Origin of the sequence: Pseudomonas sp. MSSRFD41 (assembly GCF_014230245.1) — a bacterium.
Taxonomy (GTDB): Bacteria; Pseudomonadota; Gammaproteobacteria; order Pseudomonadales; family Pseudomonadaceae; genus Aquipseudomonas; species Aquipseudomonas piscis.
In genome coordinates this window covers 276444-296817 of sequence record NZ_JACKZK010000001.1, presented here as the reverse complement: position 1 = coordinate 296817, position 20374 = coordinate 276444, and the positions used below count along the sequence as shown (strand labels likewise).

Below are 20374 nucleotides of genomic sequence, written 5' to 3'. Positions count from 1 at the left end.
GCCATGGGCTTGCATTTGAAGGAAGGGGCAGGCGACGACCTGGCCGAAAACCACGAGATCAACGTCACGCCGTTCATCGACGTGATGCTGGTGCTGCTGATCATCTTCATGGTGGCCGCTCCCCTGGCCACCGTGGACATCAAGGTCGACCTCCCCGCCTCCAGCGCCAAGCCGGCGCCGCGCCCCGAGAAACCGGTGTTCCTCAGCGTCAAGGCCGACCAACGCCTGTTCCTCGGCGATGACGAGGTCAAGGCCGAGACCCTGGGCGCCGCCCTCGACGCCAAGACCCAGGGCAAGAAGGACACCACGATCTTCTTCCAGGCCGACAAGGGCGTTGACTACGGCGACCTGATGAGCGTGATGGACACCCTGCGCGCGGCCGGCTACCTGAAGGTCGGCCTGGTCGGACTCGAGACGGCAGCCAAGAAATGATCACGACGCGCCAAAGACTGACGCGTTACAGCGGTAGCCTGGCGGTGGTGCTGGGCGTCCATGCGGTGGCGATCGCACTCGCCCTCAACTGGTCCAAGCCACAGCCGATGCCCATTCCACCCCAAGCCATGGTGGTCGAACTGGCGCCTGCCCCTGTGCCGCCCCCTCCGGCACCCCCGAAAGTGGTGACCCCGCCGCAACCACCGGCGCCGGTTGAAGAACTACCGCTGCCCAAGCTGGCCGAGGCGCCCAAGCCCACCATCTCGGTACCCAAGCCGGCCAAGCAGAAGCCCAAGCCACAGCCACCCAAACCCGTGGTCAAGCCTGAGCCGCCCAAGGAAAAACCTTCCGACGAAAAACCCAGCGACGCTCCCGTGACACCGGCTCCGTCCAGCAACCCGGCACCGGCGGCACCAGGCCCATCGCCAGCCCAGGCGGCCGCCAAGGCCAACTGGCAGGGCGAGTTGCAGGCTCACCTGGCCAAGTACAAGCGCTACCCGAGCGAAGCCCAGCGACGCGGCAAGGAAGGCACCAACTCCCTGCGTTTCGTGGTGGATGCCGAAGGCAAGGTGCTGTCCTACGAGCTGGTCAACCGCTCCGGCAACGCCGACCTGGACCGGGCTACCCTGGAAATGATCCGCCGGGCCCAACCACTGCCCAAGCCACCCGCCGACATGCTCAACAACGGCAGCGTGGAGATCACCGCCTCGTACAACTACGAGATCGATCGCAGCCGCGGCCGCCGCTGATCCAAGGCAAGGGCACCCTGGGGTGCCCTTCGCATGCACCCCGTCCGGCGCAGGCATTGGCGGGTGTCGCACTCCATCCCCAGTCTGATAACGTGCGTCTATCGATTGCAGCCGTTATGCTTGGCCGCAACCTTACGGACGCCCGCTATGACCCTTACAGAACTGCGCTACATCGTTACCCTTGCCCAGGAGCAGCATTTCGGCCATGCCGCCGAGCGTTGCCATGTCAGCCAGCCCACCCTCTCGGTCGGCGTGAAGAAGCTCGAGGACGAACTCGGTGTGCTGATCTTCGAGCGCAGCAAGAGCGCCGTGCGCCTGACACCGGTGGGAGAAACCATCGTCGCCCAGGCGCAGAAGGTCCTGGAGCAGGCCCAGGGCATCCGTGAACTGGCCCAGGCTGGCAAGAACCAGCTGACTGCCCCGCTCAAGGTCGGCGCCATCTATACCGTCGGCCCATACCTGTTCCCCCACCTGATTCCACAGCTGCACCGGGTCGCCCCGCAGATGCCGCTGTACATCGAGGAAAACTTCACCCACGTGCTGCGTGACAAGCTGCGCAACGGCGAGCTGGACGCGATCATCATCGCCCTGCCGTTCAGCGAAGCCGATGTGCTGACCCTGCCGCTGTACGACGAACCCTTCTATGTGCTGATGCCCAGCGACCACTCCTGGACCCGCAAGGAAACCATCGACGCCAGCCTGCTCAACGACAAGAGCCTGTTGCTGCTGGGTGAAGGCCACTGCTTCCGCGACCAGGTCCTGGAAGCCTGCCCGACCCTGACCAAGGGCAACGACGGCGCCAAGCACACCACCGTGGAATCCAGCTCGCTGGAAACCATCCGCCACATGGTCGCCTCGGGGCTGGGCGTCTCGATCCTGCCGCTGTCGGCGGTGGACAGCCACCACTATGCCCCGGGGGTCATCGAGGTCCGTCCACTGACCCCGCCGGCACCATTTCGCACCGTGGCCATCGCCTGGCGCGCGAGCTTCCCGCGGCCCAAGGCCATCGAGATCCTCGCCGACTCGATCCGCCTGTGCTCCGTGGCCAAGCCGCCCGTCGCCAGTTAAGCCGTCACCATGACCGAGTTGTCGAAGGTGCCAGTGACGGCGCTCAAGGGCGTCGGCGAGGCCATGGCCGAGAAGCTGGCCAAGGTCGGCCTGGAGAACCTCCAGGACGTGCTGTTCCACCTGCCCTTGCGCTATCAGGACCGTACCCGCGTGGTTCCCATCGGCGCCTTGCGCCCGGGCCAGGATGCGGTGATCGAAGGCACCGTCAGCGGCGCCGACGTGGTCATGGGCAAGCGCCGCAGCCTGCTGGTGCGCCTGCAGGACGGCACGGGCGGCCTGAGCCTGCGCTTCTACCATTTCAGCAACGCCCAGAAGGAAGGCCTCAAGCGCGGCACCCGGGTACGCTGCTACGGCGAGGCCCGCCCGGGCGCTTCGGGGCTGGAGATCTACCACCCCGAATACCGCGCCATCAGCGGCGACGAACCGCCGCCGGTGGACCAGACCCTGACCCCCATCTACCCGCTCACCGAAGGCCTGACCCAACAGCGCCTGCGCCTGCTCTGCCAGCAGAGCCTGGCCATGCTCGGCCCCCGCAGCCTGCCCGACTGGCTGCCCGAGGAGCTGGCCCGGGACTATCAGTTGGCGCCCCTGGACGACGCGATCCGCTACCTGCACCACCCACCGGCCGACGCCGATGTCGACGAACTGGCCCTGGGTCATCACTGGGCCCAGCACCGCCTGGCCTTCGAAGAGCTGCTGACCCACCAGCTGTCCCAGCAGCGCCTGCGCGACAGCCTGCGCTCCCAGCGCGCGCCGGTGCTGCCCGTGGCCAAGAAGCTGCCGGCCCGCTACCTGAAGAACCTGGGCTTTGCTCCCACCGGCGCCCAGCAGCGAGTGGGCAATGAGATCGCCTACGACCTGAGCCGGCCCGAGCCCATGCTACGGCTGATCCAGGGCGATGTCGGCGCCGGCAAGACCGTGGTCGCCGCCCTGGCTGCCCTGCAAGCGCTGGAGGCCGGCTATCAGGTAGCGCTGATGGCGCCCACCGAGATCCTCGCCGAACAGCACTTCATCACCTTCAAGCGCTGGCTGGAGCCGCTGGGCCTGGAAGTCGCCTGGCTGGCCGGCAAGCTCAAGGGCAAGAGCCGCAGCGCCGCCCTGGAACAGATCGCCGCCGGCGCGCCCATGGTGGTGGGCACCCACGCGCTGTTCCAGGACGAAGTGCAATTCAAGAACCTGGCCCTGGTGATCATCGACGAGCAGCACCGCTTCGGCGTCCAGCAGCGCCTGGCCCTGCGCCAGAAAGGCGCGGGCGGCCGGCTCTGCCCGCACCAGTTGATCATGACCGCCACGCCCATTCCCCGGACGCTGGCCATGAGCGCCTATGCCGACCTGGACACCTCGATCCTCGACGAACTGCCGCCCGGGCGTACTCCGGTGAACACCGTGCTGGTGACCGACAGCCGGCGCATCGAGGTGATCGAGCGGGTCCGCGCCGCCTGCGCCGAAGGACGCCAGGCCTATTGGGTCTGCACCCTGATCGAGGAATCCGAGGAGCTCACCTGCCAGGCCGCCGAGACCACCTTTGAGGATCTCTCCAGCGCCCTCGGCGAGTTGCGGGTGGGGCTGATCCACGGCCGCATGAAGGCGCCGGAAAAAGCCGCGGTCATGGCCGAGTTCAAGGCCGGCAACCTGCAACTGCTGGTGGCCACCACGGTGATCGAGGTCGGTGTCGACGTGCCCAATGCCAGCCTGATGATCATCGAGAACCCGGAACGCCTGGGCCTGGCGCAGCTGCACCAGTTGCGCGGCCGGGTCGGCCGTGGCAGCGCCGCCAGCCACTGCGTGCTGCTCTACCATCCGCCGCTTTCACAAATCGGTCGTCAACGCCTGGGCATCATGCGCGAAACCAACGACGGCTTCGTCATCGCCGAAAAGGATCTGGAATTGCGCGGCCCGGGGGAAATGCTCGGCACCCGCCAGACCGGCCTCTTGCAGTTCAAGGTCGCCGACCTGATGCGCGACGCCGACTTGCTGCCCGCGGTACGCGATGCCGCCCAGGCCCTGCTGGAACGCTGGCCGGCCCACGTCAGCCCGCTGCTGGAGCGCTGGTTGCGCCATGGCCAGCAATACGGTCAAGTGTGAACCAAGCCTCAGTTAGTGAACCATTGGAATGACCAAGCTGGTTATACTGGTCACATTGTAGAAAAACGGATACCACGCCATGACAGAAGTTGCCCTCGCCACTGCTACCCCGCACGCGCCATCTGTCATCCGGTTGCTGCTCGACAAACTGGCCATCGGTTATAACGAAGTCATCGACCGCCCCGAACTACCCGCCACGCGCAAAGTCCAGGCGGTGTTGCTCGATGACGCCGTCGGCGCCCTGATGGTGCTGTTCCCGCAAAGCCAGTTGCTGGACCTGAACCGCCTTGCCGAGCTTACCGGCCGGCGCCTGCACTCGGTTTCCACCGAACGCCTGGAGCGCATGCTCGGCAAGCACAGCCTGAGCCTGCTGCCAGGCCTGCCGGCCCTGACCAGCTCGCCCTGCCTGTACGAAGAAAGCCTGCTGCACGAGCCCAGCCTGCTGATCCACTCGGGCGAGCCGGGCGTGCTGCTGGAAATCAGCCGCGAAGACTTCAAGGGCATGCTCAGCAAGGCCAGCGCCGGCAAGTTCGGCGAACCTCTGAGCAGCATCCGCCCCAACCTCGACCGCCCGGACGACGACCGCGAGGAGATCTCCCAGGCGATGCAGGCCTTTACCGCCCGGCGCATCCAGCAGCGCCTGGAGGCCACCATCGAGATCCCGCCCCTGGCGGAAACCGCGCAGAAGATCATCAAGCTGCGGGTCGACCCCAACGCCACCATCGACGACATCACCGGGGTGGTGGAAACCGACCCGGCGCTGGCCGCGCAGGTCGTGAGCTGGGCGGCCTCGCCCTACTACGCCTCGCCAGGCAAGATCCGCTCGGTGGAGGACGCCATCGTCCGGGTGCTGGGCTTCGACCTGGTGATCAACCTCGCCCTGGGCCTGGCCCTGGGCAAGACCCTGAGCCTGCCCAAGGACCAGCCGCAGCACGCCACGCCGTACTGGCAGCAATCGATCTACACCGCCGCCGTAATCGAGGGCCTGACCCGCGCCATGCCCCGCGCCCAGCGGCCCGAAGCCGGCCTGACCTACCTCGCCGGCCTGCTGCACAACTTCGGTTACCTGCTGCTGGCCCATGTGTTCCCGCCGCACTTCTCGCTGATCTGCCGGCACCTGGAGGTCAACCCGCACCTGTGCCACAGCTACATCGAGCAGCACCTGCTGGGCATCAGCCGCGAGCAGATCGGCTCCTGGCTGATGCGCTACTGGGATATGCCGGACGAGTTGTGCAGCGCCCTGCGCTTCCAGCACGACCCGAGCTACGACGGCGCCTATGCCGAGTACCCGAACCTGGTCTGCCTGGCGGTGCGCCTGCTGCGTAGCCGGGGCATCGGCTCCGGTCCCCGCGAAGAGATTCCCGACGCTCTGTTCGAGCGCCTGGGGCTCAGTCGCGACAAGGCCGAGGATGTGGTGAGCAAGGTGCTTGAGGCCGAGGTATTGCTGCGCGAGCTGGCCTCGCAATTCAGCCAGGCCTGAGTCTTTCCGCAGGCCCTTGCGGCCTGCGGAATCCCTTCCGGATCATCTCCTGCGACCGGTCGCGGCCCTGCCGACGACTGGCGCGTCGAACGCCTCAAGCCTTGGGCTTGGACTTCTTGGGCTTGAGGTACTTGGTCAGCCCCTGGAACCAGATCACCAGGGCCGGATTGCCCTTGATCTGGATCGACTTGTCCTGGATCCCGGTCATGAACGCCAGTTGCTTGTTCTTCGCCTGCATGGTGGCAAAGCCGTAGGCGGCGTCCTTGAAGGCGATGGCGAAGGCCGGCTCGGGATAGAACCCCGAACGACTGGTGACACGCTGGTCCTTGACGAAGAAATGCCGAGCAACCTTGCCATCGAGCGTCTGCAGCTGGAACACCAGCTCCTTGTCGCCCAACTGTTGCTGGAAAGCGGGATTGTCGCGACTGGCTTTGCCCATCAACAGGCCAAGCACCCAGAGGAGAAAACGAAATTTCATGCGCGGCGCCTCAGTGGAATTATTGGATGGCCGGCGCAGTGTAACCTGTAACTCGCCGAGCGCCAGTCGATCTGCTCGATTGCTCGAAGATCGCCTGGCGTTCAGCGCTTATAGCGACATCTTGTCAGACAATTACTGACTCAGACGTTCGGGCAAGGCACCGGTGCCCAGTCGCCCAGGTCCGGGTTCTTGCACATGCTGTTGACCTGGGTCTGGCCGCTGGTGGCCACCTGGTTGCTCTCGGCCTGCTTGGTCTTGGCCTGCTGCATCGACTTCTCGGTGCTCACCGCTTCCTTCGGCACCACCGGCAGTTTCTGCTTGACCGGTGGGTTCTTGCCTTTGCCCTTGCCTTTGCCGGTGGTGGCCACAGGAGTGGTGTCGGCGGCGGCCACCTTGACCACGTCGGTGCGCTGCACGCCCACCTGCTGCAGGTCTTGCTCATAGGCCTGGTTGTACTTGCTCAGGTCCTCGCTGGCCCGACCGTTCACCGCGGCGATCAGGTCGTTGGACTCCTTCAGCCCGCTGACGATTTCCGCCAGGCGCTTGCGGCCTTCCACGTCGTTGATGCTGTTGGCCTTGCGAGCGCTGATCAGGCTGTCGAAAGCGCGCTGGTAGCACGTCTGCGAAGCACGGGCATAAGCGGTGCTGCGGTCGATGTCGGCCACGCTCTTGTTGACGTCGGCGGCGTAGGAAGCGATGCGCTGGTTGTCATCGGCGATCTGCTTCTGGCGCTCGGTGTAGTACCCGGCGGCACCACCGGCCAGGGCACCGCCAGCGGCGCCGATGGCCGCGTTACGACCGCGATGCTCGCCACTACCGGTCAAGGCACCGAGCAAGGCACCGCCGGCAGCGCCCAGGGCGGCACCGGTGACCACCGACTTGGTCATGTCCGAGTCAGTGGCGCGCAAGTGCTGCACCGGCTCATAGCAGCTCGGGTAGTACTCGACCTTGGTGGTGGAGGCCACCTTGGACACCGGAGAGGTCGCGCAACCGGTCAATACGGTGCTGAACCCGGCGGCAACCAACAGCAGGTGACGCTTGGACGTTGAAGCAAATGGGTTGCGGGAAAAAAGCATGTTCGTGATCTCGATTAAGTTTGACCCACTCGGCACGACACCAGGTCGTCCGAGATCCTCCAGGCTCGACAGACAGCGGCCGGTCAAGACTTCTGACCGGTCGATGCGAGCAGTTCCTTCAAAATCGTCGCCGGGTCGGCCCGCCGTTTCTGGCGGTAGTCCCCGACATGGCGAACGAATAGCGTAGCGCGCGTCACCAGGCTCTTGCCGAGCACCGGCTTGCGATTGAGCTCTTCCTTGATCCGTTGAAATTGCGCCTGGATCACCGCGTCGGTGTAACGGGTGCCCGTGGCCAGGTTGTCGATGTAGATCGCCACCGCCCCGTCCAGAGCGCTGCGGCCATTGTCGATGGCTTCGGCGAACAGCTTGGCGCTGGGTTCATCCTTGGCATCGAGGGCCTGCTGCTGGCTCTTCTTCAGGTTGGTCAGACGAATGTTGTAGTTGTTGATCGTCTCGGCCACCAGTGCCGAGGACTGAATCAGGTTGCCCGCCGCTTCCTCGCGTTGCTGGGCGATCAGCGAAACGTTGCGCTTGAGCTCCTCGTTGACCAGCCCCAACTCCGCCTGCAACCGTGGATCGACGCTGGCGGCGATAATGCTGTCCAGGCGCTTGGTCGGGTCCTGGGCGTCATCGATGGCATCGGTCAGGGACGCCAGGCGCCCTTCCTTCTGCCACTGGGCGAACAGTTCCTTGTAGCGCGAGCGCGGCGCCGACAAGGCACCGATGGCCACCCGGAATCCCGTGGTCTCGTTGCTTTGCTCGGTGCCATCGGCGGCGAACAGCGGGTATTCGCGGCGCATGCCGGTGAACAGCGTGCCCTCGCCTTCCAGGTAGTTGCCACCCTTGACCACGAAACCACCATAGGTGCCCTGGCGCCGGCCGGCGTGCACCAGCTGGAAGGACTCCTGGACCATCTCCGCGGCGTTGCCGATCACGTCGAACAGGCCGATGGGGTTGGGCAGCTTGGTGCCGATCGGCATCAGTCGCGCCGCCTGGCCCGTACCGCCAGCCACCTGGTTGAACACCGCCCAGTCGGCCAGCGGGCCATCGCTCTCGCTGCCCTCCACGCGCCGTGGGAACAGCCGGCCCTCGAGCTCCTGGCGGCTCACCGCCTGGCCACCACGGGCCGCGTATTCCCACTCCACTTCCGTGGGCAGGCGCACGAAGCCCAGGCCACCGTCCTCGGCGGAACCGCCACGCCCGCTGACCGGCAGCAGGTCGCGGTGATTCTTCATCAGCCAGGCGCTGTAGACCGCGGCGAAACGCTCGGCCTCGAAACGCGACAGCTTGACCTTGGGCAACCGCCCCTGCATGCCATCCGGCGCCTCGCAGGCCGGCGCCGGTTCGCCGCTGGCCAGGGACTGGGCCTGGGCCATGACCTGGGCGTACTGGCGGGCCGTGACTTCATACTTGCCAATGAAATACATCATCGGCTTGAGCGGCACCCCGGTACCGGCCTTGGGCAGCAACGGGCCGATGGTCTTGGCCCAGGGGCCCGGCAAGTCCTTGAGGGTGAACTGGCCGTTGATGTAGTCCCGCCGGTAGCCGGAAATGAACGACTGCTGGTAGCCGCTCTCGCCCTCGGCGAAGGGGTAGCCGAGGTTGATCTCGCGGTCGTCCAGGGTGCCCTGGGCCAGCACGTAGACGTAGCGGAACACCATCTCGCCATCGCATGGCAGCGGCAGGCTGACATCGCCGGCCAGGGGCTTGGGGTTATCCATCTTATTGACGGGCTCTTCGGCCCACACGGCCCCCGCCAGGGTCATGGCCAGCACGGTGCTGATCAACTTATACATCGCGAATTCCTTCACAAGCTTCAATGCGCGACACCCGCCAACCGCCCAGCGCAGCGGCCAGGCTACTGACGCCCAGCGTCGCCAACAGGGCCAGGCCGAGGTGACCCGGCAGCAGATGGCTGGCGTATTCGCCCGGCACCTGCATGAACAAATGATTCAGCCCGGCCTGCGCCAGGGCATACAACACGCCGCTCAGCACGGCGGCGAAACCGGCGCTGTACAGGGCCTGGGCCACCACGAACAACAGCAGCGCCCCGGTGGAAAAACCCAGCAGGCGCAGCACCGACAGCTCCCGGCGCTTGCGCTCCACCGCTGCCAGGGCGCCCGCGAAGATCGCCGCGAAGGCCCCGGCCAGGGCCAGCCCGGCGATGATCCAGAACACGATCGACAAGTTGCGGCTCAAGGACTGCACCTGGGCGATGGCCTGGGCCTGGGTCGACACCAGCAGGCCGCGCTCGGCGAAATAGCGACGCAGCGGCTCGACGTCGTCGAGGCTGCGCGCATACAGGCGAAACGCCGGGTAGACCCGCTGCCCGGCTTGGGTCGGGGCGCCACCGGCCCAGCCCATGGCCAGCACCGCACGGCCGTCGCGATAGTCCTCGGCGGCCTCCAGCAACTCCAGGGGCGCCAGCAAGGCATCGCGGGCAAAAGCCTCCAGGGGCAGCACGCCCTCGACCTGGACCCGGGTCCGCTGCACCTCGCTGCGCCCGGCCACCTGGCGGCCGAAACTGGCCTGCAGCCAGTCTCCCGGCCGGGCCCCGAGCTTCTCGGCGGCGGTGTGGCTGAGCACCACCCCGTTCATGCCTTGCAATGCCGGCAACGCCCCCAGCAAGGGGTCGGTAGGCGCGGTCGGCAGCATTTCCACGGTCAGGCCAACATCCCCCTCGCTTCGCGCCAGCTCTGCCGTGGCGGCGATCTGCCGGGTCCTGGGCAAGGCGAACGCCACGTCCGGACGTTGCCTCAGCTCGGCAATGAACGCGGCACTGAAACGCCCGCCGCCCAGGGGAACGATCTCGCGCACCGCCGGGTCCTTCTCCAGGCGCTCGGTCAGGCTGCTGACCAGGCCGAACTTGAGCCCGAACAGCACCAGCAGCGGCGCGATCACCGCCACCAGGGCCAGCACCGAGCAGGCCGAAAGCCAGGTATCGGCCCGGTAGTCCTGCCAGGCCAGCGCCGCGGTCAGGGCTGCACGCATCAGCACGCCTCCCCGAGGGTCGCGGTCACGCCGCCATCGACATCGCGCTGGCAGGCGATACGCCGGATCTGCAAGCCATTGGCCCGCGCCAGCGGCTCATCGTGGGTCGCCACCACGCAGCACAACTGCTGGTCCCGCGCCTGTTGCACCAACAACTGCATCACCCGCTGGGCGTTCAAAGGGTCCAGGGCCGCGGTCGGTTCGTCCGCCAGCAGCACCTGCGGCCCGTGGGCCAGGGCCCGGGCGCAACTGACCCGCTGGCGCTGGCCCACCGACAGGTCGGCGGGCTTCTTGTGGAGCTGGTCGGCGATCTCCAGCCGCTCGGCCAGGCGCCGGGGAATGCCCTCGTCGGCCAGGCCCAGCATCTTGCGCGGCAGGCTGATGTTGCCCCGCACATCGAGGAACCCCAGCAAGCCGCCGGTCTGCAGCACATAACCCAGGTGCCGGCTACGCAGCTCGGCCAGGGCGCTGTGCCCGGCCTGCTTCCAGATCCCGGCGATATCGAGGGTTTCCCGGTCCGGGGCGAAATCGAAGCGCCGGCTCGAATCCGGGGCCAGCACCAGCGCCAGCAAATCGAGCAAGGTGCTCTTGCCGCAGCCGCTGGGGCCCACCACGGCCAGCTGGTCGCCGGCACGCAATTGCAGCCGGGGGATCACCAGGCTGTAGCGTTGGCGTCCCTCGCCGCGGCTCTTGCGCACATCCCAAAGGTTCAGCATCAGGGCAACGTCGACAAGGGAACGCGGTACAGGGCATCACCCGGCTCGGCGTCGCCGAAGCGCACCCAGTTGGCCAGGTCGTTGTGGAAGGTCTCGTAGAGACGGATCTTCGAATCCAGTTCGTCGATGAAGTCTTCCTGTTCGGCCACGCTCAGCGACAACCACAGGTCCTGGGTCATGTTCAGCGACTTGCTGCGGTACGGCAGGCCTTCCAGGTACTCCCCCAGCACGCCGCCATCGGCAAGGTTGCCGCCCTTGCGCAGGGCCGCCGGATCGCGGCTCATGTAGGCGCTGGCGCTGGCGATTTCCTGGAAGAAGTCCTTGGGCGAGGTCTGGGTCTTGCGCGCCGCGTCGACGATCAACTTCAGCGACTGCTGCAAGTCGTTGAGCTGCAGCTTGGTGAGCATCACGCAGACCTGGAACGCCGGCAACGCCGGGTTGGTCAGGTCGCGGTCGGCGGTCCAGGCGCTGACCAGTTGCGGCGCCTGGCTGGCGGATTTATGTCCAAGGAAGTCCATGTGCATGGCATAGCCGATGGCCGCCGATTTCTCGGCGATGCTCGGGCTCGCCGCCAGCAGCGGGACGGCCTGCTCCTGGTTGCTGCGCACCTGGTGCACCAGGTCGGCGAACACCGTGCCGATCTCGTCGACCCGCTCGCCGAACTTGCCCACGTCGCCACCGGGCACCGGGATATACAGGTCGCCGATCTTCGGGTTGGCATCGGCGGTCAGTACCCGGTACTGGGTCTCGGCCTGGGCGTGGTTCTTCTTGCCGGCGTCGGTACGCAGGTGCAGGGCATAGATCTTGATCTGCTTGCCCAGGGCCGCCTGGCGCACCTCAGCCTCGTTCATCTGGGTCCGGCTGTAGGGATCGTTCTTGCGCAGGGCACCGGCATCGCTGACCAGCAGGATCAGGCGGCCGCCGTAGCCCTTCCAGTCCATGCCCTCCACCGCCTGCATGATCCCGGCGAAGGCATCTTCGTTGAACGAGTGGCTGGACACGTTGGTGGCCTTGACCTGGCTCACCAGCTCCTGGAACCGCTGGGGATCGCGGCCCTGGTCCAGGGTCACCAGGGTCTTGGCGACATATTCCAGGCCCGGGGTCTTCTTGATGTTGTTGCGAAAGCCCACCAGGCCGAAGCTGACGCTGTCCAGCTCGCCGCGCGCGGCCAGCTTGCCTTGCAGCTCATGCACCACATCGCGGACCCGGTCGATGTAGGGCTGCATCGACACCGAGGTATCCACCACCAGCACCACGGCGGTGCGGAACGCATCATCGGCGGCTGGCGCGGTACTCACCGGCAGGCGCTTGCCGGCGCTGTCGCTGATGCTCTGCGGGCTGTTGCCCGGGTCGATGGAGGCGACATTGAGCAACTGCACCGGCTGGCCGTTCTCGTCGAAGCTCTCCTTGGCGTCGAAGATCGGCAGCAGGTAGAACTGGTCCTGGGGCACCGCGCTGGCATTGGGTTCCAGGGCCAGCACCTGCTGGTCGTCCTGGGGATTCTTCTGCGCATTGAGCAAAAGGTTCTTGGCCGCCGCAGGATCGGCCAGCAGGCGTTCCAATTGGCTGGCCTGGCGCACGAACATCACCGGCGCCCGCCCGGAGCGCTCGGTGAACTTGAGTACCAGGCTCTGCTTCCAGTCGCTGACCTGGTCCTCAGGCAGCCAACCGGCGCTGCGACCATCGCTGGCCGCGCCCAGGCGCAACCAGGCGCGGCCGTCGAGGCTCTTGCGCTGGTACACGTACAGCACCGAGAACGCCGGTACCGCCGCGCCCGGGGCCGCCCCGGGCTCGCTGGAGAAACTCGCCCCAGGCTTGCTCAGCACTCGCTGGAACAGGGTCTTCTTGCCCGGCATCAGCAACGGCCGCTGGCCGCCATCGGCATCGCTCGCCACGGGCTGGTTCACCGGCGGCGCCACGCTGGGCGTGCTCGCGCTACCGGAGGCCGAGGTGCCGGCCACGGCCTTGGGCGCTGGCTGCGGGCTGTCCCCGGATAACCACCAATAGCCACCACCGGCCACGGCCAGGGCCACCGCCACGGCCACGCCGGCCAGGGCCAGCACCGGGCCACGCCGCTGCCCGGCCGGCTCGGCGCCCTGGGGCGGCAGGCTGGAGACGCGCTGGGGCTGCGCCACAGGTTCCGGACGTGACTCCTGGTGCGGGGCCGGTTGCGGGGCCTGCCGGGGAATCTCGATGGAGACCGGGGTCAACCCGGCCAGGTCGTTGCCCACAGGCACTTCCCGGGGCGGCAAGGGCAACGGCTGGATCAGCGTTGCCTCGACCTCGGGGGCCGCCGGCAGGTTGTCCAGGGCCGCCAGCAAGGCGGCGGCATCCGGGTAGCGCTCCGCCGGGTCCTTGGCCAGCAGCTTGCCCAGGATGTGCTGGTAGCGGCCGTGGTGCACCGGCAGCTCGGGCAACGGCTCGGTGAGGTGGGCCAGGGCCGTGGACAAGGCATCGGTGCCGTTGTACGGCAGCTTGCCGACGAGGATTTCGTAGAGCACCACGCCCAGCGCATAGAGGTCGGCACGACCGTCGATGTCCTGGCCGCGGGCCTGCTCGGGGCTCATGTAGCTCGGAGTGCCGACGGCGAAACCGGCCTGGGTGAACTGGGTGCGATCGTCCAGGGACTTGGCGATGCCGAAGTCCGAGAGCACTGCCGTGCCATCGGCGCGGAACAGGATGTTGGCCGGCTTGACGTCACGGTGCACCAGCCCCTGGGCGTGGGCATAACCCAGGGCCGAGGCGATCTGGCGGATGTAGGTCAGGCCCTGCTCCGGGGTCAGCCCGGCGGCGATGCGCTCCTTGAGCGTGCCGTTGGGCAGGTATTCCATGGCCATGTAGTACAGCTCGCCGACATTGCCGATGTCGTGGATGGTCACGGTGTGCGGGTGGGACAGCCGCGCCAGGGTCTTGCCCTCGCGCAGGAAGCGCTCGCAGAAGCTCGGGTCGGCGGCCAGCGAGGCAGCCATGACCTTGAGCGCCACCTTGCGCTCCAGGGAGCGCTGGGTCGCCAGGTACACGCTGGCCATGGCGCCTTCGCCAATCTCGCCCTGGATATCGAAGCCGGGAATCAGAATGTCCATGGTCAGTGTCCTGCGGCCTTGATCACGATGGCGGTGATGTTGTCCGGCGCGCCCCGGGTCAGGCCCAGGTGGATCAGGCTGCGCACCACGTCGTTGGGCTCGTTGTGACTGAGCACGTCGCGCAGTTCGAAGTCCTCGGCGGTCTTGTTCAGGCCATCGCTGCACAGCAGGAAGGTATCGCCGGCCTGCACTTGCAGGTCGACCTGGGACAGCTCCAGCTGGGCCTCGACACCAATGGCCCGGGTGACGATGTTGGCCCGCGGGTGGACCCGGGCCTCGGCCTCGCTGAGCAGGCCGCTGTCCTGCAGGTCCTGGACGTAGCTGTGATCCCGGGAGATGCCCTCCAGTTGCTCGTCGCGCAGCCGGTACAGGCGGCTATCGCCCGCCCACAGGCACACCGCCTGGTCGCCGCGTACCGCCAGCAGGACCACCGTGCTGCCCATCATGGTCACGCCACGGTTGGCGGTTTCCTCGCGCACCGCGGCATTCACCGCCGCCAGGGCATTGCGCAACGCCGCGACGTAGTGCTCCAGGCTGTCGCCGCCCGGCACCGCGCGCAGGCTGTCGACGATCAGGCTGCTGACGTAATCGCCGGCGGCGTGCCCGCCCATGCCGTCGGCCACCAGCCACAGGCCGGTCTCCGGGGCTTCGAGCCAGGCGTCTTCATTGATTTTCCGCACCATGCCGACATGGCTGTAGCTGGCGGACTGGTAGGACAGTTGTGGCGCTGAACGCATTTAGACGGCACCCTCTTGCCCGAGCAGAAATTGCCCAAAATCACTGGCTGGCGGCAGCCCCTGGCAACGCAGCAGCATCGGGCTGATGTACTGCGAACCACGTCCCCACCAGACACTCGACCCGTCCAGGGCCAGGGCGGCGAGCACCGCGCTCCGGGCCTGTGGGTCATTGACGTAGAAGCGTTGCAGGCCGGCGTAATGGCTGCCTTCGGCCCGTGGCGCCGCGAGCGGCGCGCCCAGGGTCTGCAAGCCCGTCTCCAGCGCCTCGAAGCTGGCGCCCTCGTCGAGGGTCGCCAGGAGCAACTGCTCCACTTGTTCGAACCACAGGTCCGGGCCGCCGACCACGCCAGCCAGGTCTTCGCCGGGCTCCAGCAGCGCGGCGACCGTCAGGGGGAAATAGCGCCCGACCCGGTCGATGCTCGGCATCACCACCCCGACCGCCGCCTGGGGCCCGCACAGGCCCGGGGCCAGGGCGAAACGCCACAACGGGCTGACCAGGTAGGCGTTGAGCCAGTGCTCGCCCATGGCGTTCTGGCTGGCCAGCAACCCCGCCGCCAGCCAGCTGTCCCAGGGGCCGATGAAGCTCTGCGGCAGGCCACGGCTGACGAAGTCGCCACGGCTGGCCAGCTTGCCGTACAGGCCGGGGGCCGTCATAGCCGCTCCGGCAGGCTGAAGCCGCTGAGCACTCGGCTCTTGAACGGGTTGAAGGCGCTGCTGGCACGCAGCTCATAGGAAATGCTCGCGCCATCGACCCGCAACCGCAGGTTGAAGCGGTCCGGCGAGTTGGTGGCGGAGAGTTCCGATTGCTCCAGCAGGCGGAACCAGGCCCAAGGGCCGTCCAGGGTGATCCCCGAACGCCCGCTGGCCGACGGCGGCATGATCGACAGGCGCACCACGCCGATGCTCCCCGGGTTCGGCCACTGCATGGCCACCGGCCGGCTCGGGCCGTGGTCGTAGCTCAGTTGCTGGCCATCCAGATCGAGCAGGAACTGGCTGATATTGGCGTCCATCTCCACCGGCTTGAGCTCGAAGCGCACGGCCGGCTGGGTGCCGCCGCTGGAGCGGAAGAACGCATCGCGGATGTTCGAAGCGCGCTGGAAGGTCTGTAGCACCCCGGGGGAAATCCCCAGCTTCTGCGCCGCACCCGGCTGCCAGCTCCAGGTCGCGGTGGAGGTGTTGACGTAGGGTTGCAGGTACTTGCGGAAGTAGCTGTCCATCACCCCGCCCGTACCGAAGAACTGGCCGAAGTCCTCCAGGGTCGCATCCCGCGAACTGCCCGGCGACATCGGATAGCGCCCGCTCAGGGACTGGCGGTAGACATTCACCACCTCGCTGACCCAGGCCGCGTTCAACTGGTTGCGCACCCCGCCCATCATGGTGTTGGTGGTGGAACCGACCACCGACTTGACCAAGCCCTGGACCACTGGCGGCTGGCGCGCGGCGGTCAGGCTGACCCGGGCCGCGGCGGCGCTGGCCTGGTTCTTGGCTTCGCCCAACAGCGCATCGCCGCTGGCGCCGACCATGGCGCTGACCTGCACGTACAGGGCGTTCATGTCCGCCAGCAGGCCATCGATGGCCGCCGGCTCGCCTTCATTCTTGCTCACCAGGCCGATCAGGTCGGCGAAATGCGCGCTCACCGGGTCTTCGCTGGCCACCGCCGCAGGGCTGGTTGCCTGCTCCTGGCCCAAGAGCGACCCCAGGCGCTGCTTGAGCTGGTCGACCCCGCCCTCGACCTTCTGGCCCTGGGCCGCCAGCAGGCGTTCTTCCTGTTGCAGGTCGGTTTCCCTGGATACCGCCACCAGCAGTTTTTTCAACGGCGAGGTGGGACCGGAGATGATCCGCAGCACGTCCGCGGCCTGGGCCACGCTGGTGATCGGCACGAAGTCGATGTCGGCCAGCAGCGCGTCCCATTGGCGCAGGTAATCCTGGAAGTACAGGCGGCGCACGTCGGCGGCCAGGCTGGCGACGTTCTGCTGCTCGGCCTGGTCGCGGCCCAGCACCCACTGCTCCTCGGCCAGGGTGCCGGCCTGGTTGACGCTAGCCAGCAGGAAGCCCTCGCGATAACCCTTGGCGGTGAACAACCCGCTCAGGGGTTCGCTCAAGGGCTTGCCGCTCTTGCGCGTGAACACCAGCGCCGCATCGCGGCCACCGGCTTCGCTCAGGCGAAAGTCCGGCACGCCGGCCGGCAGCTTGGCGCGCTTGACCCGGTCGTAGACCCGCTGGGCCACCGGCAACTGCTGCAACTGGCGACGCAGGTCGTCGATCAGGCGCTGATCCAGGCGGGCATTGGGCGGATGCTTCTCGAACAACGCCTGCAAGTGCCCGGTCAGGGCCTGGCGCTGGTCGGGCGGCAGCTCGCGGGACAGGGTCTGGTCCCAGTCCAGGGTGATCCAGGCCTTGATGAAGTCGGCATCGTAATGCTCGTTGTCAGCCAGCATCAGGTAGGCCTTGAGCCCCTCGTAGAGGAAGTCCGAGTTGCCGCCGCTGTGCAGTTGTTCTTCGATGCGGGTCATCAACCGTGGGGCGAACACCGCCACCAGCAGCTTGCGATAGACGCTGGCGGACTCGGCCTCGAGCATATCGCCCTGGTACAGGCCAAGACCCTCGGCCCAGCCCGGGGCATCGCCGGCCAGGTTGCGGGTCGCGTTGAGCAGCGGCAGCACCGCCAGCACATCGCGCTGGGCCGGGCTGAGGTTCTGCACGCCCTGGCGCACCGGCGCCACGCGCTGGTCGACCTGGGCGATATAGCTCTGGTTGGCCCGGTAGCTGACGATCCACAGGGTGCCCACCACCAGCACCAGGGCCACGGTGGCGGCAAGGGCGCCACGGGCGATCCATTTGCGCCGACGCTCGACCTTGGGGTTGACCCCCACCAGCCCGCGCTCGGCGAAAGCCACGGCACTGAACAATTTCTCGATGAAGTAGCTGCGGCCGGTGCCGGTCTGGCGCGCCAGGTGCTGGCGGTCCAGGTTCATGCTCTGGGCCATGGCGCCGATCAGGCGATCGATGGGGCTGCCTTCCTGGGTGCCACTGGTGAAGTACACCCCGCGCAGCAGCACCCGCTCCTCGAAGGCATTGGGCTTGAACACGCCTTCGAGGAAGCCCTGCAAGGACTCCTTGAGCGCCGCGAACTGCTGCGGGAAGCCGTAGATCAGGTCGCGCCGCGCCGGGTCGCGCTCCTGTTGCAAGCGCTCCACCAGGCGTTCGTTGAGGCGCTGCTCCAGGGCCACCAGCTCTGCCGGCAGGTGCGCCAGGGGGCTGTCGCTGCCCTTGCCGTCATCCAGGGCGAAGGTCATGCCCCAGACCTGGGCTCGCTCTTCCTTGCTCAGGGAGTCGAAGAACTCCATGAAGCCCGGCACCAGGTCCAACTTGGTCAGCATCAGGTAGATCGGGAAGCGCACGCCCAGCTGGGTGTACAGCTCCTGGATGCGCAGGCGGATCGCCGCCGCATGGGCCGCCCGCTCGGCTTCACTGCCCAGCAGCAGGTCGGACAGGCTGATGGCCACGAAGGCGCCATCGATGGGGCGGCGCGAGCGCTGGGTCTTGAGCAGGTCGAGGAAGCCCAGCCAGGCCGCCTTGTCGACGTTGGCGTGGCTGTCCTGGGTGGTGTAGCGGCCGGCGGTGTCCAGCAGCACGGCCTGGTCGGTGAACCACCAGTCGCAATTGCGCGTCCCGCCGACACCACGCACGGCGCCGGCACCCAGCTGCGCCGCCAGGGGGAAATGCAGGCCGGAGTTGACCAGCGCGGTGGTCTTGCCCGAGCCGGGCGGACCGATGATCACGTACCATGGCAGTTCGTAGAGGTTGCGCCTCTCGTCACCGCCGAGCTTGGCCTTCTTCAGCAGCGCCAGGGCTTCGTCCATGCGCTGGCGCAGGGCCGCCAGTTCCTCGGCGGTGGCCAGGCTGTCCGGGTCCGGTGGCGTGTCGGCCGCCAGGCTCTGCAAGACCTTGGCTGCATGGCGGCGGGCCTGGATGATGCGAAACACCCGGTAGGCGATCCATACCGCGAAGATGAAGATGATCAGCGCCCAGCGCCGGCCTTCCGGCACCAGGAACTCCAGCAGCGGGCCGATGAACCAGATGATCAGGCTCAGGGCGATCAGGCCCAGCAGCGGGATCACCCAGCGAATCACAAAACTGAAAAACGCCTTCACTCGACCCCCTCCGCCAATACGCTGATTTCTACCCGACGATTACGCGCCCGCCCTTCGGCAGTGGCATTGGTGGCCAGCGGTTCGGTATCGCTGCGGCCTTCGGCGCTGAAGCGCGCCGGTTGCCCGGTCTTCGCCACGAGAATCTCCTGCACCGATTCGGCGCGGGCCTGGGACAGTTTCCAGTTGGAAGGGAAGCGCAGGGTGGCGATTGGCCGATTGTCGCTATGGCCGGTGATCCGTACCTGGCCCTTGACCTTGCGCACGGCATCGGCGATGCGCAGCATCAACGGCTGGTACTCGTCGCGGATGCTGGCGCTGGCGGAAGCGAACAGCTCGTCGCCACGGATGGTCACCACCGAACGGTCGGCGGTGTCTTCCACCGCCACGCGCCCGGCACGGATATCGTCGGCCAGGAACCCGGAAAGGCGCGGACGCTCCACCACCTTGGGCTGGATCACCGGCCGGTCCAGGGTTTGCACCGGGATCTCGCCCAGGGCATGGATGTTCTTGAACACCGGCTCGGCATCCGCCGCCAGCTTCAGGCGCAGGCCGAACAGCAGGGCCAGCAGCAACGCCACACCGATGGCGATGCCGACCCAGGGCGGCATGAACTGGGCCAGGCGGTCCCGGGCCACGGTCACTCCACGCCAGTGGGGCGAGAGCTCGCGCTCATGTTCGCCACGGGCGCTGCGGATGGTCGCCGCAGTACGCTCGCGCAGGGCCTCGAGCTGGCTGCGACCGTCGATCATCACCCGGTAGCGGCCTTCGAACCCCAGGCACATGCACAGGTACAAGAGCTCCAGCAGGTACAAACGCTCGCGCGGGCTCTGCAGGCAGTGCTCCAGCAACTGGAACACCTTCTCGCCGCCCCAGGCCTCGTTGTGCACGGTAATCAACAAGCTCTGCTTGCCCCAGTCGCTGGTGCTGCCCCAGGGCGTGCTCAACACCGCCTCGTCCAGGGCGGTACACAGCGCATAGCGGGCCAGCAACACATCGTTGCGCGGCACGCCGGCGGCCTCGGCGCGCTCCTCGAACTGGCGCAGGTAGGCCAGCAGTTGCGCCCGCAAGCTGGCCGGCGCCGGATGCGCCAGGGTGCTGCGCAAGCGAGTGAGCAACGCCAGCAGCGGGCCAGCAGCGCTCTCCAGGGGGTTCAGGCCCTGGGCCTGGCCGGAGGCCAGCGGCGCCGCCGGCATCGCCAGCGAGGGCGCCGGAGCGGCTGCCGGGCGTCCGGGCTCGGGCGCGCGACCACCGGGGCGCGGCATGAATTGGGTACGGTCGTTGGCCGGGGACGGCTGCCCTGCCGAATCGTCGAACGGATGCATCGC

The 20374-nt window shown here is 67.3% G+C and carries 15 protein-coding genes; 5 read left to right on the top strand and 10 right to left on the bottom strand.

Annotated elements, in window-relative coordinates; translation table 11 throughout:
* Positions 1–3 precede the first annotated feature (3 nt).
* From exbD to H7A76_RS01375, 5 genes are all read left to right on the top strand, one after another.
* Positions 4–432 carry a TonB system transport protein ExbD gene (exbD, locus tag H7A76_RS01395; RefSeq protein ID WP_185696878.1) on the top strand — a complete coding sequence of 143 codons (429 nt, stop codon included), beginning with the start codon at positions 4–6 and terminating at the stop codon, positions 430–432.
* Positions 429–1181: an energy transducer TonB gene (locus H7A76_RS01390; RefSeq protein WP_185696877.1), complete on the top strand. Its 753-nt coding sequence runs from the start codon at positions 429–431 to the stop codon at positions 1179–1181. Before exbD ends, H7A76_RS01390 begins: the two co-directional genes overlap by 4 nt.
* Before the next feature lie 147 nt (positions 1182–1328).
* The gene (locus H7A76_RS01385) at positions 1329–2249 is read left to right on the top strand and encodes a hydrogen peroxide-inducible genes activator (RefSeq protein ID WP_185696876.1); all 921 of its coding nucleotides are present in this window, start codon (positions 1329–1331) and stop codon (positions 2247–2249) included.
* A 9-nt stretch (positions 2250–2258) separates the two neighbouring features.
* A complete protein-coding gene (gene recG / locus H7A76_RS01380; protein ID WP_185696875.1) occupies positions 2259–4334 on the top strand; it encodes an ATP-dependent DNA helicase RecG in 2076 nt (691 codons plus the stop codon).
* A 79-nt stretch (positions 4335–4413) separates the two neighbouring features.
* Positions 4414–5814: an aminoacyl-tRNA deacylase and HDOD domain-containing protein gene (locus H7A76_RS01375; RefSeq protein WP_185696874.1), complete on the top strand. Its 1401-nt coding sequence runs from the start codon at positions 4414–4416 to the stop codon at positions 5812–5814.
* A gap of 94 nt (positions 5815–5908) precedes the next feature.
* On the opposite strand, the gene H7A76_RS01370 is transcribed toward H7A76_RS01375, so the two are convergent.
* The 10 genes from H7A76_RS01370 to H7A76_RS01325 all read right to left on the bottom strand — a co-directional run bounded on the left by H7A76_RS01370 (position 5909) and on the right by H7A76_RS01325 (position 20371).
* A complete protein-coding gene (locus tag H7A76_RS01370; protein WP_185696873.1) occupies positions 5909–6292 on the bottom strand; it encodes a helicase in 384 nt (127 codons plus the stop codon).
* 140 nt (positions 6293–6432) lie between these two features.
* Positions 6433–7368, bottom strand: a complete 936-nt coding sequence (tagQ, locus tag H7A76_RS01365; protein WP_185696872.1) for a type VI secretion system-associated lipoprotein TagQ — start codon at positions 7366–7368, stop codon at positions 6433–6435.
* A gap of 83 nt (positions 7369–7451) precedes the next feature.
* A complete protein-coding gene (locus tag H7A76_RS01360) occupies positions 7452–9134 on the bottom strand; it encodes a formylglycine-generating enzyme family protein (protein ID WP_260497898.1) in 1683 nt (560 codons plus the stop codon).
* A 22-nt stretch (positions 9135–9156) separates the two neighbouring features.
* The gene (locus H7A76_RS01355) at positions 9157–10359 is read right to left on the bottom strand and encodes an ABC transporter permease (RefSeq protein WP_185696870.1); all 1203 of its coding nucleotides are present in this window, start codon (positions 10357–10359) and stop codon (positions 9157–9159) included.
* The gene (locus H7A76_RS01350) at positions 10359–11075 is read right to left on the bottom strand and encodes an ABC transporter ATP-binding protein (RefSeq protein ID WP_185696869.1); all 717 of its coding nucleotides are present in this window, start codon (positions 11073–11075) and stop codon (positions 10359–10361) included. The genes H7A76_RS01355 and H7A76_RS01350 overlap by 1 nt, the downstream gene beginning before the upstream one ends.
* Positions 11075–14158 carry a serine/threonine-protein kinase gene (locus H7A76_RS01345; RefSeq protein ID WP_185696868.1) on the bottom strand — a complete coding sequence of 1028 codons (3084 nt, stop codon included), beginning with the start codon at positions 14156–14158 and terminating at the stop codon, positions 11075–11077. The genes H7A76_RS01350 and H7A76_RS01345 overlap by 1 nt, the downstream gene beginning before the upstream one ends.
* Before the next feature lie 2 nt (positions 14159–14160).
* On the bottom strand, positions 14161–14895 hold the full coding sequence (locus H7A76_RS01340; RefSeq protein ID WP_022641861.1) for a PP2C family protein-serine/threonine phosphatase: 735 nt from the start codon (positions 14893–14895) through the stop codon (positions 14161–14163).
* A complete protein-coding gene (tagF, locus tag H7A76_RS01335; protein WP_185696867.1) occupies positions 14896–15549 on the bottom strand; it encodes a type VI secretion system-associated protein TagF in 654 nt (217 codons plus the stop codon).
* A complete protein-coding gene (tssM, locus tag H7A76_RS01330) occupies positions 15546–19049 on the bottom strand; it encodes a type VI secretion system membrane subunit TssM (RefSeq protein WP_185696866.1) in 3504 nt (1167 codons plus the stop codon). Before tssM ends, tagF begins: the two co-directional genes overlap by 4 nt.
* Positions 19046–20371, bottom strand: coding sequence for a DotU family type VI secretion system protein (locus H7A76_RS01325; protein ID WP_053133602.1), 1326 nt, complete (start codon positions 20369–20371; stop codon positions 19046–19048). The genes tssM and H7A76_RS01325 overlap by 4 nt, the downstream gene beginning before the upstream one ends.
* Between the last annotated feature and the right edge of the window lie 3 nt (positions 20372–20374).

Coding starts and splice junctions, on each gene's coding strand:
- H7A76_RS01355 (WP_185696870.1), bottom strand. CDS start 10,359: ATGCGTGCAGCCCTGACCGCGGCGCTGGCCTGGCAGGACTACCGGGCC.
- H7A76_RS01360 (WP_260497898.1), bottom strand. CDS start 9,134: ATGACCCTGGCGGGGGCCGTGTGGGCCGAAGAGCCCGTCAATAAGATG.
- H7A76_RS01340 (WP_022641861.1), bottom strand. CDS start 14,895: ATGCGTTCAGCGCCACAACTGTCCTACCAGTCCGCCAGCTACAGCCAT.
- H7A76_RS01325 (WP_053133602.1), bottom strand. CDS start 20,371: ATGCATCCGTTCGACGATTCGGCAGGGCAGCCGTCCCCGGCCAACGAC.
- H7A76_RS01390 (WP_185696877.1), top strand. CDS start 429: ATGATCACGACGCGCCAAAGACTGACGCGTTACAGCGGTAGCCTGGCG.
- H7A76_RS01385 (WP_185696876.1), top strand. CDS start 1,329: ATGACCCTTACAGAACTGCGCTACATCGTTACCCTTGCCCAGGAGCAG.
- tagF (WP_185696867.1), bottom strand. CDS start 15,549: ATGACGGCCCCCGGCCTGTACGGCAAGCTGGCCAGCCGTGGCGACTTC.
- recG (WP_185696875.1), top strand. CDS start 2,259: ATGACCGAGTTGTCGAAGGTGCCAGTGACGGCGCTCAAGGGCGTCGGC.
- H7A76_RS01370 (WP_185696873.1), bottom strand. CDS start 6,292: ATGAAATTTCGTTTTCTCCTCTGGGTGCTTGGCCTGTTGATGGGCAAA.
- H7A76_RS01375 (WP_185696874.1), top strand. CDS start 4,414: ATGACAGAAGTTGCCCTCGCCACTGCTACCCCGCACGCGCCATCTGTC.
- exbD (WP_185696878.1), top strand. CDS start 4: ATGGGCTTGCATTTGAAGGAAGGGGCAGGCGACGACCTGGCCGAAAAC.
- H7A76_RS01350 (WP_185696869.1), bottom strand. CDS start 11,075: ATGCTGAACCTTTGGGATGTGCGCAAGAGCCGCGGCGAGGGACGCCAA.
- tagQ (WP_185696872.1), bottom strand. CDS start 7,368: ATGCTTTTTTCCCGCAACCCATTTGCTTCAACGTCCAAGCGTCACCTG.
- H7A76_RS01345 (WP_185696868.1), bottom strand. CDS start 14,158: ATGGACATTCTGATTCCCGGCTTCGATATCCAGGGCGAGATTGGCGAA.